This is a genomic window from Mesorhizobium intechi (assembly GCF_002879535.1).
In the GTDB taxonomy this organism is placed as follows: domain Bacteria; phylum Pseudomonadota; class Alphaproteobacteria; order Rhizobiales; family Rhizobiaceae; genus Mesorhizobium; species Mesorhizobium intechi.
In genome coordinates, this window is record NZ_PNOT02000101.1 from 1 (window position 1) to 13861 (window position 13861).

The following is a 13861-nucleotide window of genomic DNA, read 5'->3' on the forward strand; positions in this document are numbered from 1 at the left end:
GCCTGCAAGCGTTGTAGATCCTGCCCCTTCATTCCCACAAGCGTCGTGAAAATCCTGATGCCGTGGCCTTTGGCGGAAGCGTGCTCGACCATTTCGGTGCAATCGGGATTGAGCCATGGCTCAGAATACCCGGCAAAACCAATGTCGACGGAGGCTGGTACGCGCGCCAGACAGCGCTTGAAATCTCCAAGACTAAGATGCTTCGTATCAGATACCTTTCTTTGCCGGTCAGCGAACTTGTCCTGCCGGACAATATGAACATCCCACGATGCATCCTGTGGTCGTCGTTATCTCCAAAACTCTGCCGGCTGGGATAGCAGAGCGCAGTTCCGGTAAAATCATTCGTTGTGACTCCCACTCGTCTTGGTCATGCATAACGTCCAGCATGGTGTCTTTGGCTTCATGACACCGACGGTCAAGACAGTCCGAATGAGCCCAGCCATCGCCGCCTTGGCAGCAGTCAACAGCCGGTTTCCTCAATCTGCCGAGCGGACTATCAACGAACTTCGGGCGCATCGGCGCGGCAGGCGGCGCAACCGCAAAGTCGCGCGTCAGCCATTGCCAAGGTGTAGCCGTGACCGTGGAGCGGGCGCGCCGCCGAGATGGCGCAGCAGACCATCAATCGTCTCGCGTTCTTATGCGGTCAAACTCAATATTGCAGCATCTCCAGCAAAGGCCGTGCCAGCGCGCTTAGCCGCAGCAACTGCACGAGTAGGCTTCGAGAAACCTCACGCCCAAGGCGGCCGGTGGTTTTGGACCAGACATGTTTTTGTCGCTGTCAGCTTTTGGACATGCATTTCAGACGCTTGAGGACGGACTTGGCTGTCTCCCCTGCGGTAATGTTGGCGTCGGCTCATCATCTAGCATCATTTCGGCGCCGGCTGTGTGCGCGGAAGATCTACACGACCTGACCGCCGCGTGCAGCGACTGCCTGCCGGCTCATAGCTGATCTTTTCTCCTGGAGCCGGCGATGGGGCCGGCCGTCGAGTGCGTGCTGCCGGATGCTGCGTATGCTGTCTGGCTAGACGGCGGATACTGCGTCACCTCCATATTTTCGCGACAGAGGTTTGGTGGCGTCGCAGGCCTTCCTGCTACATCACCGCAGTGCTCGGGAATTCGTATCTGATCCGCGTGAGGCGAAGACCTTCTCTCTCGACTGGCTCGCCGAGGCCGTCTGTCCTGCGGGCACCGAACGATTTCTCATTTGGCATGGCGCATGCGCGTCGATCCGCAAACCCCGTCATGAGGACAAATCGGAGCTGGCCGCCACTCCACCTCCTCCTACCACGAGGGCAGACGGGAAGCAGCGCCTTCAAATAAGGAACAAAATCACTTTACCTCGAATCTTGCCTCTCGATCACAACCGGAGCGATGGAACCGCGTCCGCGATGGCTACGACAGCACCTCGGAGAGCCTCGCCGCCATCATGCAGACCGATCTAAGCCCACCTGATCCAGCACAAAGGAATTTCAAACATGCACCAAGATACCGTCCGTGGGAAAGCTTTCGCCATGCCCCTGATCAGCCCGGCCTACCCGGCCGGCCCATATCGCTTCCGCAACCGGGAGTATCTGATCATCACATATCGCACCGATCCGCAGAAACTGCGCGACCTTGTGCCGGAGCCGCTTCAGGTGTGCGAGCCTATGGTCAAGTTCGAGTTCATTCGCATGCCGGACTCGACGGGCTTCGGCGACTACACGGAAGGCGGACAGGTCATCCCTGTCTCCTTCTGTGGCCGCAGGGGGAGCTATACCCACTGCATGTTTCTCGACGACCATCCGCCGATAGCGGGCGGACGCGAGTTGTGGGGCTTTCCCAAGAAGCTCGCTAGCCCAACGCTCCGAACGGAGACGGATACCCTTGTTGGCACGCTGGACTACGGGCCGGTCCGCGTCGCGACGGGTACCATGGGCTACAAGCACCGAGCCGCCGACCTCGCGAGCGTGAGGGCCTCGCTCGCTGAACCGAATTTCCTCCTCAAAATTATCCCGCATGTCGACGGCACGCCGCGCATCTGTGAGCTCGTGGAATATCATCTAGAGGACGTCCATTTGAGGGGCGCCTGGACCGGCCCGGCAGCCCTGAACCTCTGGTCGCATGCGCTTGCCCCCGTGGCCGAACTGCCGGTGCTGGAAGTAGTCTCGGCAGTACACCTCGTCGCAGATCTCACGCTCGCGCTCGGGAAGGTCGTCCACGACTATCTCGCGGAAGCCTAGCCTCGCCATCGGAAAGGAAGAACCATGAACTTTTACAGTGATATCTCATTGAACCAACGCGATGGGGAGCTGGTGGACGGCTTCTCGACAAGGAACGCCACTGACAATCTCATACAACGTCTTTCCAGCTACCTAGCCTTAGAGGACATTCCGCCGCTTTGCAGCGAGTGCAGGCGCCTCGCGAGTAAGAGCGATTGCCCTTGCCCATCCTCCCTGCTTTTGGTGCAACATATGCTCGCTGCCGTTTACCAGCGGCTTGACGCCATTGACTGCCTCTCAGAGCAAGGCGCCATAAGACTGAAGGCTTTTACCGATTATCTGGCGGCGGTCGTTCGAATAGCTTCAGAGAGCGGCGACGCGGCACCCTGGATTGATCTAGCAACCCGGTTTAGCGCTCTTTTCGATCCCGACGAGGTTGCCCATTGATCTCGCGCTTATCGCTTTTTCGTGGAACGAGCAGCCTCGTCGGCAGATGCGTCATCGATCGCCAGCGGCGTGCCGGCGCATATGCGAGCGTAAAAGCGCCGAGCAGCCGGTGATGTATCTCGAACGTGACGACGCCGATTGGCGCGATGCGCTTTGGCTCGGGGCCCTCGTGCCCAAGTATGGGTGCGTTCCCATTCCGCGGCATCGTACTCGCGATCCCGTCTGTGCCGTGCTCAAGCAAACGAGCGAACCGCCCCAGGTTGCGGATTTAGACAATCGTTGATGGAGTTGGCTGGCGAATTGGCGCGTTCGGCCTTCGGTTGGAAGACCGGCTTGAGGGGCCAACGAAACGGAATTGGCGAATCCACGCTGGAGTATGCCTTCACTGGGGTCGCGTCCCTGCACGTGCTGTAGCGCAGCGTTCGCGAAGCCGCTCGCGAGCGCGCCCTCATAGCGCTGAGCGGGCGAGCGGCTTCGGGGCGGGCGCAGAGGCTGGGTAGACGGGCCGGACTCACCTCACCCGGTCCAGCCACGACATGCATCGCCAAAGGCAACGACCCCGCTGACCGCGCCCGCAAGGGGGGAGATTGGCCGTCATCGCTGCCTTCGCCAATCTCCAAGGCTAGAAGTTTGGAGCCGCCAGGGAAGCTGCCGGTCTCCCCCCTTGCGGGGGAGATGGCCGGCAGGCCAGAGAGGGGGCTGTCCCGCCAGCGTTAGATCACATTCAATTCCCTGAACGCCGGCGACACGGCTGTACCCAAACGCGGAGCAATCGACCGTGCGGTAGCCGCCGTGCACGAGAAGCTCGGCCAGCGCCTTGCCGACCGCCGGGGCCTGCTGCAGACCGTGGCCTGAAAATCCGTTGGCGAAGAGGAAATTGCCGACCTCTGGGTGCGGCCCGATCACCGCGTTCTGGTCGAGCGTGTTGTAATCGTAGTGCCCGGCCCAGGCGCGGGTCGCCTTGATGGCCTCGAAGGCCGGAATGCGGGTCGCCAGCACCGGCCAAATCACCTCTTCGAACAGCGGCCAGTCGACCTCGAAATCGGTGGGGTCGGCCGGGCCGTCGCCTTCTTCCGGTTCGGCGCCGCCAGTGAGATAGACCGAGCCTTCCGGCCTGACATAGATGCCGGAGGGATCAACCAGAAGCGGCATGTCGGCATATTTCTCGCGCGCCTCGAAGACGAAGACGTTGCGCTTGCGCGGCTCGACCGGAAACACCAGCCCCGCCATGGCAGCCACCGTGCCGGCATTCGGCCCGGCTGAGTTGACGACGATGCCAACTTCCAGCCTGTCGCCATTGTCGAGGCTGACACTGGTCACGCTCTGGCCGTTCCACCTCCGCCTTGCGCATGACTGGAGAGATTTCCGGCGGGCGTCGCCTCCCGAGCAATGCTTTTCATGTTCGTTACTCTTCGTAAGATCGATTATTTCGATGGAGCCCATCTACGTATGAATGCAGGCGTCACAGTAGAGCTTTGAACAGCATCGGTGCGGGTCCGGAACCGTCATCGAGCCAAAAACAGCGGCAATGTCGGCTTTTCAAAGATCCATCTGGTCACACCGCCAAAGAGCCGCTCACGCAGCCGACGGCTGCCATAGGCGCCCATGACGATCATGTCCGCAGAAATGTCGATTGCGTGCTGCGCAAGCACCGTGGCCGCCGATTTGCCGGCACTTGGCAGGAGGTCAACCGACACCCGAGCACCGTGCCGAGTGAGATAAGCAGCGATGTCGGCTCCAGGCTCCGCGCCGTTCCCGTTGTAGTTGGCCTTCGGATCGACCAGGGCGACACGAACTTCCTCAGCAACGCGTAGGAGGCCCAGCGCTTCTCGAACCGCACGGGACGCCTCGACTCGCGAATCCCAACCGACCAGGACGCGCCGTGGCCATAGCGTCGCCTCAGCCCCCTTCGGCACAACGAGCACCGGCTTTCCCGTATCGAACAAGCAGCCGTTGACCACAGGAGGTCCGAGATTCTCGTCGTCGAGGAGCCCCGGTCCGATGATCGTGAGGTCGGCGCAGAGCGCCCGCTGTCGTGCCACTTCACCGAGGCTGGCCGGATCGTAATAGTCGGTGTCAAGGTCATAGGCGAGAGACATAGATTCCAGCAGTTTGTGGATATCTCGGGAGCGTTTTTCCAGTTTGACCGCGTCCTGTGTAACTCGATCGATTTGCCGAAACCGGTCGTTCAATCTGGCAATTGCCTGTCCACGTCCTACCGGCCACTCGGAGACACCATCTCCGATCTGCCGATGCGACATAAGGAGCATCGGAGCGGGTATAATCAGTACGGAAAGGTGCGCGCCGATCTCCGCACACAAGCCGGCAGCAGTTCTGACGTCCCGATCGGAATGGTCAGCGCCGGTCGAACAGAGTACCGTTTTAAAGCCCATTTTCGTGCTTCTTCCTGAGTGTTCGATGAGGGCGTTTCAGGCCGCAAGACCGGCTCACAGCGCGAGGAAAAAGGAGTGGCACCAGACCCGGCACTCGATTCAGCCGTCCAGCTTCTCAAGCGAGTAGCCGGCCGACCTGACGGTACGAATGACGATACCGGTCGAGGCCGTCTCCAGTGCCTTTCTGAGCCGACTGATATGGACATCAACTGTGCGTAGACCGACATGGATATTGGCCGGCCAGGCCCCGCCGATCAGCTCGTCCCGGCTGAAGACCTTGCCGGGAGCCTCGAGCAAATGCCGCAGCACGTTGAACTCGATCGGTCCGAGATGGATGTCATGGCCATTGCCACAAACCCGGTGGGCATCGAGCTTCATCTCAAGGCTGCCATAGGAAAGCCAGCTGTTGTTTTCAATCCCGTTTGAACCCGGCTTCGGCAGCGCCAGCCTCGTCCGCAGATAATCGAGCAGCTTGGCCGGCGCCATTGGCCGCACAAAGCTCTCGTCAATGCCGGCCTTCAACAGATCAAGGTGCTGGTTCTCGGCGCCGGGCGCGATCAGGGCAATGATGGGCAGGCCGCCGGTCCGGGGTTCCCGCTTGAGCCGGGCGCAGATTGCGGACCCGGTAAGGCTCGTTGGACCGCAGTCCAGCACCACGGCCTGGAATTCCCGTTCGTCGGCCTTTGCAAGTGCTTCCTTGGCGCCGCCTGCCGGCTCACTGACGAAGCCGTCCACCTCCAGTATGTGGCTGAGGAACAGATAGAACTCCGCATCTTGCGAACAGATCAGGACGAGTGGCTTCATCAGCGCTACCCCGAGAACCACATTGGCCTCGACCGCGTCGGCCGCGTGGGCTGGCCATCGCGGCTCCTCAAGGCCTGACATGATCCTCATGCTCGAAAATTGGTTTCATGCCCGTGCCACCTCGGGATAGGCGTCGATGGCTGCGATGGCATCGTCGACCAGTTTCGTACCGGCCGCGGCGAGTTTGCAGAACGTCTCGAAGCCGAATCGATGGACGTCGCGCACGGTCTTGGACAGAACGACCAGCCGCCCGGCGGTGAAAAGCACGCGCCCGAACCCCTCATGGCTCATTTCGATCATCGGCGATGCCATCAGGCCGGAGCGCTCCTCGATCGCAAGGGCGACGGCAGTGTAAAACTTGTCGAGCCTCCACAGCACGTCCGGATCGGGATCGCCGATGATCGGGATCGTACGACGCCGTTCCTTGCTGACGATGAAGTCGGCCAGCAACTCGGTGTCCGCTTTGCCGTCCCACGACCCGTGCGAATCTTGAGCAAGGATCAGCCGCACGAGGCACTTGACGAAAGGGCTGGCAAGGGCCGCCTCGTCATCGTTGACAGCAGGGCTGATCGCGACTTCAAACATTTTGCTCTTTCCTTGTTTCAGTCCTCATCCTCGAAGGAGGGTTTCTTTTCGGCGACACCAGCTTCGGCCAGCACCTTGCGCAGCCAGGGCGGAGGACACGTTCTCAGCATCATCTGCGTGCGCAACAGCACCTCTTGGATGGTTTGTGGCTGCGGCACCTTGATTGGATGGATTTTTGCCGAAATAACCTTGGCTGCCGAAGGCCCGCCGATGGCCAGACAAAACAGCAGATGGCAGCCCTTCAGCGCCTCCACCTTCGGCGTGACGCGGTCATCGCCCTCGGTCCGACGCTTCCCGCTCTCATCGGAAACGTCATCGAAGGCCACGGCTTCCACGAGATGCCACTCCTCGCGCGTCACGTCGTAGACAGCAAAGCGCTTGGCGGACCCGAAATGGGCATTGAGATTCTTCATGTCTTGCGTGGCGATGGCTACGCGCAATGCGCCTGCTCGTCGTTCCGGCATCGGTGCATGAACCTCGTCAGTGACGAGTGAGAGGCGACGAACGGAGCTCATCTGGCATTTCTCGTTTCCGGAATGGATCAAGCGCCTCAGGCGTCGGCGCGTGCTGGTTGGCCTGGAAGATGTTGGCAACATCGAAGATCAGGTCGCGGGTCCCCCGATAGAGGATTGTGAGCTTGTGCTGGCTGCCGAGCCGGTCGAAGATCGGGAAGCCGACGCGCATGAGCGGAATGCCGAGGCGTCGCGACGCCTGGCGACCGTGGGAATGCGTAACGAGAAGATCCGCGCCCGCTGCAAGAGCTTCCAAATCGCCGAGATCGCCGATCTGAACCCACTCCGCCGGTACTTTTTGCAGAACCTTCGACATATCGGTCGTCGTGACCGCCGCCGCGATTTCGCAGCCCATGCCCGTGAAGAAGGTTGCGAGTTGATAGAGTTGGTCTGGTTCAGCAGCGATCGCAATTTTCTTGCCTCCGAAATGGAAATGTCCGTCAAGCAACGCATCCTGCAATTGCGCCCGGTGACGGCGAACCCGGGCCGGCACCGCCGCGCCCGAAACCGCCGATAGCAGCGAGACGAACCGGTCGACAGCCCGCAATCCGGTCAGCGACTGGAACACCGCGAACGGCACGCCGGTCAACCCGTGCAGTACTTTCGCCGGGTGGCGCATGTGCTCGCCGATGACGATGCATTGCGCGGCCGTGCCAAGCTCGCGGATTTCCTCGACGCTGGTGCCGCCATAGGTAGTGGTTACCCAGCGGTCAGGAACCGTGCCGTCGAGTGAGCCGGAGACGTCCGGCAGGATAACCGGCTTGAGCCCAAAACTTTCAACCATGTCACGCAAATGCTCGACGTCAGCGACAGTGAGGTTGCATCCGGGCAGGATCGCGATCTTCTTCGGCTGCCGGGTCCGTGCGCCCGACCGTGTAATCCCTTCGATCATCGCCGCGACAGCCTTGGCCCAGCCTTCTTCGATAGCGCCGCCGAAATCAGGCGTGTTGGCCAGCACAACCTCCGTACCCGCGAGCTCTTCCGCATGCTTCAGCTTGACGTTGGCGATATCACTCGCGCAGTCTTCGCCACGGGTCTCCACCAGCGCGGTCGTGCACACTCCTATCAGCTTTGGCTTAGTGCGGGTTTTGAGGTTGAGGATCGCCTCTTCCAGATGGTCCGCTCCGCCGAGTATGGTTGCCACCTCATCCATCGCCGTTGTCTGCAAGGGGATCGCTTCCTTGAAATGCCGCACGAAGAGCACGAGCGCGAAGCTGGTGCAGCCTTGGCTGCCATGGAACAGGGGCATCGCACCCTCGACTCCAAGAAAAGCGAAGGCGGCACCCAGCGGCTGCGACGACTTCAGCGGGTTGACCGCCGCTGATTTGGTATTGCGAAGGATGCGGACCATCGGATTTCCTCAACGGTTGCCGGAGCGGTGAGCCGTCGCGCCGGCGAATTCGTTGAAAGCGTTCACAGTCGCGGTCCCGTTCTTCGTGCTCGCCAGATCGTCCTCCCCGGCAGGCTGGCAATCCCACGGCGCCGGCTCCCGCACCTGGCCCCAGATTGGGTTATGAATGGCGAGGTCGATCTGCCGTACAAGTTCCACCATGCCGTCATAGCCGGCATAAGGATGTTGGCGCTCCTGGTTGATATCGAGCCAGGGTGTCTTGGCCTTCAGGGCGACGAATTGCGTGCGCCCGCCCGACAGCATGATGTCGGCCTTGTGTTTTGAGAGCATGGCGTAAAGATCGCGCGCTGCCATCTGGTCGAACATGCGGTTTTCGTCCTTGAGGATCCGTTTGATCCGCTCCTTGTCTTCGACGGTGGATTTCTTGACCGAGGTGCCGACGATCTCCATGCCGATCTCCATCAGGGCGTGGACGACTGACCAGGACTTCACGCCGCCCGTATTGAGCAGCACGCGCTTGCCTTGAAGCCGCCGGCGGTAGGCCTCGAGCTTCCTCCACGCAATCGCCTCCTGCTCGGCAATCAGCGTCTCTGTGTGATCGAGGATCTCCGCATCGGCGCCCTTCCTCACCAGCAGCTCAGCAATGTTGCGAAGTGCTTCCGAGGTATCGGTTATGCCGTAGAAGGAGCCCTCGAAGAACGGGATGTCCCAGCGCTCCTCCATCTTGCGGGCCAGATTGATCATTGCGCTCGAGCACACCAACATAGCCGCCTGGGCGCGGTGCGCGGATGCAACGTCGATGTAACGCGCATCGCCCGGAATGCAGGCGCGCACCCGGATACCGAGCCGATCAAGCAGCGGCTTCACCAGCCAGAATTCGCCTGAGAGGTTGAATTCGCCAAGGATGTTGATGTCGTAGGGCCCGGCGTCGTCGGGTTCCACCGTGCCGATGACATGATCGAGCAACGCTTCGGCGGCGAGTTTGTTGCCGAGGTTCTTGGAGCCAGCCAAGCCCGGCGCATTGATCGGCACCACGGCCAAGCCGAATTTTTCGGCCGCGCGTTTGCACACGGCCTCGATGTCGTCGCCGATCAGCGCCGTCACGCAGGTCGAATAGACGAAGACTGCCGGCGGCGCATATGTTTCCTTTATCTCGCGGATCGCCTTGAACAGCTTCCGCTCGCCCTGCCCCATCACGACGTCGAGTTCGGTGAGATCGGTTGTGAAGCTTGTCCGCCACAGGGTTGGCCCGGACGAAACTGCGCCTCTGTTGTCCCAGGAATTGCCCTCGCAGGCGAGCGGCGCATGGACCAGGTGCGCAACGTCGGTGATGGGCTGCAGGACGATCTTGGCGCCGTCAAAGGCGCAGCCGCCGGCTGCCGCCCCGGGGGTCAGCGGCTTCGAGCAGCCCTCCTTGCGCGCCTTGGCATCCTTGCCGCGGTTGGTATCGCAGGCGGGCTCGTCGAAAACGTCCTGGATCTTGGCACTGAGCGAGGTCATTGCGTCAGTCTCCGAAGTCCATTGGGCATGGGCGGCCTCGGCGAAAAGCCGGCACGGGCTTAGCGGGTGAGGTCATAGGAATAGTCCGTCACGCCCGTTTCGCTCGTCTCGCGATCGAGCTTGTCGAATATCTTGTCGAGGATCGTCGTCAGCACGCGTAATCCACCCTGGTAGCCCATGAGGGGAAAGCGATGGTGATGGTGCCGGTCGAAGATTGGAAACATCAGCCGGATCAGCGGCGTGCCGGTGTCGCGCTCCAGATACTTGCCATAGGAATTGCCGATCAGCAGGTCCACCGGCTCTGTAAACAGCAGCGAACGCATCGCCCAGAGATCCTTGCCCGCCCAGATCTGGGCATCCTGGCCGAAGGGCGAGGATGCAAGCAATTCCTTCATCTCGACCTGCCAGGCCGATGTGCCGTTGGTCGCGAGGCAATGTGTCGGCTCGCCACCGGTCTCCATGACGAAGCGGGCCATCGCGCAGACAAAGTCCGGATCCCCATAGATTGCGTACTTCTTGCCGTGCAGCCATGACTGGCTGTCCGCCATGGCGTCAACTAGTCGGCCGCGCTCCATCCGGATTGTCTCGGGGATCTCCTGGCCGGAAATCGCCGAGACCTTCATAAGGAATTCGTCGGTCGCCTGGACACCCAGCGGATAGTGGAAGGATGCCGTCGCCTGCCCGACCTCGTTGCAATATTCCAGCGTCTTGCGGGTGTTGTAATGCTGCAGCGACAGTGTCGCCTCCGCGTTGAGCGCCCCTTTCACGTCTTCGATCTTGGTGCCACCGTCATACATGCGGTATTCGCCGTCCGACGGCGTGTCGAACTGGTCTGAGGCGTCCTGAATGACGGTATAGGTAACACCCATCAGGTCGAGGAGGCGCTTGAGTTCCCGGTTGTTTCCGACGCAGAATCCGTCGAAGCCTGGAATGATGTTGATGGTCCCAGCGGCTTGCGAGCGCTCGCTGCCCTTCCAGAAATGCTCCAGCACGCCCTTCACCATGCCGTCGTAGCCATCGACATGGCTGCCGACGAAGGCAGGCGTATGAGCAAAAGGCACGTCGAAGTCGCAGGGGACCGAGCCTTCGTTCTTGGCGTTCTCTATGAAGCTGCGCAGGTCGTCGCCAATGACCTCGGCCATGCAGGTGGTCGAGACAGCGATCATCTTGGGGTCGTAGAGCTTGTAGGTATTGGCGAGCCCGTCGACCATGTTCTTCAGGCCGCCAAACACTGCCGCGTCCTCGGTCATCGAGGAGGAAACCGCTGACGAAGGCTCCTTGAAATGTCGCGACAGATGCGAGCGGTAGTACGCAACGCAGCCCTGGCTACCATGGACGAAAGACATGGTCCGCTCGAAGCCCGCGGCCGCGAACACCGCGCCGAGCGGCTGGCAGGCCTTGGCGGGGTTTATGACAAGCGCCTCGCGAGCGAGGTTCTTTTCGCGGTATTCCCAAGTCTTGGTCAATTCGCGTTGGTCGGTGACGATCTGATCAGGGTGCGGACATTCGAAATTCAGCTTCTTCTCGGCAAGCATTTGTCTGTATTCCGGCTCGCGGAACAGGGGAGCATGGTCGAGAACTTTTTCGGCCGATTGCGGCATGGTGGTCACCTTTTCCATCTGGCCGCGGCAAGCGGCAGCACAGGGACATCGAAACTTTGAAGGGCCTCCGCGGATCGAGTGCCCCCGAGCATTTATCGGCCTCCCTGCCTGGCAGGGAGGCCAGTCCTCATTCGGCGGCGACCGCCCTCAGCGGTGCGTCCTTCATCTTCTTCCACGGCGCGCGGTAGAGACCCCAGACCGGGTTGTTGATGGCCAGATCCATGTCGCGGGCGAAGATGGCGAAGCCGTCATAGCCGTGATACGGGCCGGAGTAGTCCCAAGAGTGCATCTGGCGGAACGGGATGCCCATCTTCTGCACCGGGTATTTCTCCTTGATACCGGAGCCAACGAGATCAGGGCGGATGCCTTCGATGAACTTCTCCAGTTCGTAACCGGTGACGTCGTCATAGAGGAGCGTGCCATTCTTCACGTAATGGCCGGTGCGCTGGTAGTCGTCGTTGTGGGCGAACTCGTAGCCGGTGCCGACGATCACCATAGCGAGGTCCTCGTAAGCAGTGATGACGTGACGAGGACGCAGCCCGCCGACATAGAGCATCACCGTGTTGCCTTCGAGGCGCGGTCGGTACTTGGCGATGACGGCATCGACCAAGGGCCGGTACTTGGCGATGACCTTTTCGGTCTTCTCCTCGATTTCCGGGCCGAAATGCTTGGCGATGTTGCGCAGGGAGGCCTCGATCTGGGTGGGGCCGAAGAAATTGTATTCCATCCAGGCGATGCCGTACTTTTCCTCCATGTGCCGGCAGATGTAGTTCATCGACCGGTAGCAGTGGATCAGGTTGAGCTTGGCCTTGGGCGCGCGCTCTATCTCGGCGAGCGTGGCGTCGCCCGACCAGTTGCCGACCACCCGAAGTCCAATCTCCTCAAGCAGGATTCGCGAAGCCCAGGCATCGCCGCCAATGTTGTAGTCGCCAACGACATTGACGTCGTAAGGGCCGGACTCGAAATCGACATCGTCCTTGTCGAAGACCCAATCGCGGATCGCATCATTGGCAATGTGGTGGCCGAGCGATTGTGAAACGCCGCGGAAACCTTCGCAGCGCACCGGTACAATCGTCTTTTCGTGCTCCTTGGCCTTCTTGCGCGACACTGCCTCGATATCGTCCCCGATCAGGCCGATCGGGCATTCGGACTGCACCGAGATGCCGCCACTGAGCGGAAACAGGTCCTCGACCTCGTCGATGATCTTTTCCAGCTTTTTGTCGCCGCCGAAAACGATGTCCTTCTCCTGGAAGTCGGAGGTGAACTGCATTGTCACGAATGTGTCGATGCCCGTCGTGCCGACGTAATAGTTGCGGCGTTGCGACCAGGAATATTGCCCACAGCCGACTGGCCCATGCGAGATGTGGACCATATCCTTGACCGGACCCCACACCACGCCCTTGGAGCCGGCATAGGCGCAGCCGCGGATTGTCATCACGCCCGGAATGGATTTGATGTTCGATTTGACGTCGCATTCGGAAAGGCCCTTGTCCTCCCCTCCAGCCTCGTCCTGGCTCGTTGCGACACTGAGGTGCTTCTTGCGACGCTTCGCCGCCTTGTCTGGATATTGGGACAGCACGTCTTCGATAAGCTTCGCATGCAAAGCGCCGTCATTCTCATAGTCGAGGCCCATGGGACCTGCCCCTTTCAAGGTTAGGGTAACGCCTCGCCGACGAGGCCTTGTTTCGTAGAAAGGGGCGCCAGGTCACGGTCGGCGCCCCCCGTCGGTAGCGGCGGTTACTGAGCGACGGCCAATTTCGCTTCCTTGGCCTGAAGCTCGGCAAGCATTTGCTCGTCCGTCTTCATGATGCCGAAGTCGAGCAGCATGTCCTCGAGCTCCTCCATGGTGATTGGGGTCGGGATGGTGCCCTGGCCCGAATTGCCATGGATCTTCTCGGCCAACGCGCGGTACTCCCCTGCCTGTTTGGAGTCCGGCGCATACTGGATTACCGTCATCTTCCTCAGTTCGGCGTGCTGGACGATGTTGTCGCGCGGCACGAAGTGGATGAGCTTGGAATTGAGCCTGGCGGCCAGCGCCTCGGAGAGGTCGAGCTCCCGGTCGGTCTGGCGCTCGTTGCAGATCAGCCCGCCGAGCCGCACGCCGCCCGAATGGGCGTATTTCAGGATACCCTTGGCGATGTTGTTGGCGGCATAGAGCGCCATCATCTCGCCGGACATGACGATGTAGATTTCCTGGGCCTTGTTTTCGCGGATCGGCATCGCGAAGCCGCCGCACACCACGTCGCCCAGCACGTCGTAGGAGACATAGTCGACATTGTCATAGGCGCCGTTCTCCTCGAGGAAGTTGATCGAGGTGATGACGCCGCGGCCGGCGCAGCCGACACCCGGCTCGGGGCCGCCGGACTCCACGCACTTGATGTCTTTGTAGCCGATCTTGAGCACGTCCTGGAGTTCAAGGTCTTCCACAGAACCTTCTTGGGCGGCGAGATGCAGAACGGTATCCTGCGCC

At 60.8% G+C, this 13861-nt stretch carries 11 protein-coding genes and 1 pseudogene; 2 read left to right on the plus strand and 10 right to left on the minus strand.

The window, feature by feature from the left end; translation table 11 throughout:
• Positions 1-1475: 1475 nt before the first annotated feature.
• Entirely contained in the window at positions 1476-2219 is a 744-nt protein-coding gene (locus C1D09_RS09140; protein WP_097571868.1) for an acetoacetate decarboxylase, read from the plus strand.
• 24 nt (positions 2220-2243) lie between these two features.
• A complete protein-coding gene (locus tag C1D09_RS09145; protein WP_069091081.1) occupies positions 2244-2645 on the plus strand; it encodes a hypothetical protein in 402 nt (133 codons plus the stop codon).
• Between the two features lie 713 nt (positions 2646-3358).
• On the opposite strand, the pseudogene C1D09_RS09150 reads toward C1D09_RS09145, so the two are convergent.
• The 10 genes and pseudogenes from C1D09_RS09150 to nifH form a co-directional block, all read right to left on the minus strand.
• Positions 3359-3974, minus strand: a pseudogene (locus C1D09_RS09150) (NAD(P)/FAD-dependent oxidoreductase); the annotation flags it as partial.
• Between the two features lie 176 nt (positions 3975-4150).
• On the minus strand, positions 4151-5038 hold the full coding sequence (locus C1D09_RS09155; protein WP_143973961.1) for a universal stress protein: 888 nt from the start codon (positions 5036-5038) through the stop codon (positions 4151-4153).
• A 99-nt stretch (positions 5039-5137) separates the two neighbouring features.
• Positions 5138-5923 carry a response regulator transcription factor gene (locus C1D09_RS09160; protein ID WP_143973962.1) on the minus strand — a complete coding sequence of 262 codons (786 nt, stop codon included), beginning with the start codon at positions 5921-5923 and terminating at the stop codon, positions 5138-5140.
• 24 nt (positions 5924-5947) lie between these two features.
• On the minus strand, positions 5948-6427 hold the full coding sequence (locus tag C1D09_RS09165) for a NifX-associated nitrogen fixation protein (RefSeq protein WP_109671389.1): 480 nt from the start codon (positions 6425-6427) through the stop codon (positions 5948-5950).
• A gap of 17 nt (positions 6428-6444) precedes the next feature.
• Positions 6445-6942 carry a nitrogen fixation protein NifX gene (gene nifX / locus C1D09_RS09170; protein ID WP_143973963.1) on the minus strand — a complete coding sequence of 166 codons (498 nt, stop codon included), beginning with the start codon at positions 6940-6942 and terminating at the stop codon, positions 6445-6447.
• Positions 6908-8290, minus strand: a complete 1383-nt coding sequence (nifN, locus tag C1D09_RS09175) for a nitrogenase iron-molybdenum cofactor biosynthesis protein NifN (RefSeq protein WP_143973964.1) — start codon at positions 8288-8290, stop codon at positions 6908-6910. The genes nifX and nifN overlap by 35 nt, the downstream gene beginning before the upstream one ends.
• 9 nt (positions 8291-8299) lie before the next feature.
• Positions 8300-9790, minus strand: a complete 1491-nt coding sequence (gene nifE / locus C1D09_RS09180) for a nitrogenase iron-molybdenum cofactor biosynthesis protein NifE (RefSeq protein ID WP_143973965.1) — start codon at positions 9788-9790, stop codon at positions 8300-8302.
• Between the two features lie 59 nt (positions 9791-9849).
• Positions 9850-11391 carry a nitrogenase molybdenum-iron protein subunit beta gene (gene nifK, locus C1D09_RS09185; RefSeq protein WP_143973968.1) on the minus strand — a complete coding sequence of 514 codons (1542 nt, stop codon included), beginning with the start codon at positions 11389-11391 and terminating at the stop codon, positions 9850-9852.
• A 127-nt stretch (positions 11392-11518) separates the two neighbouring features.
• Positions 11519-13024 (minus strand): nitrogenase molybdenum-iron protein alpha chain, encoded by a 1506-nt coding sequence (gene nifD, locus C1D09_RS09190; RefSeq protein WP_143973966.1) that lies wholly within the window; start codon positions 13022-13024, stop codon positions 11519-11521.
• 104 nt (positions 13025-13128) lie between these two features.
• A partial coding sequence (gene nifH / locus C1D09_RS09195) for a nitrogenase reductase (RefSeq protein ID WP_143973967.1) occupies positions 13129-13861 on the minus strand: 733 nt, incomplete at its 5' end.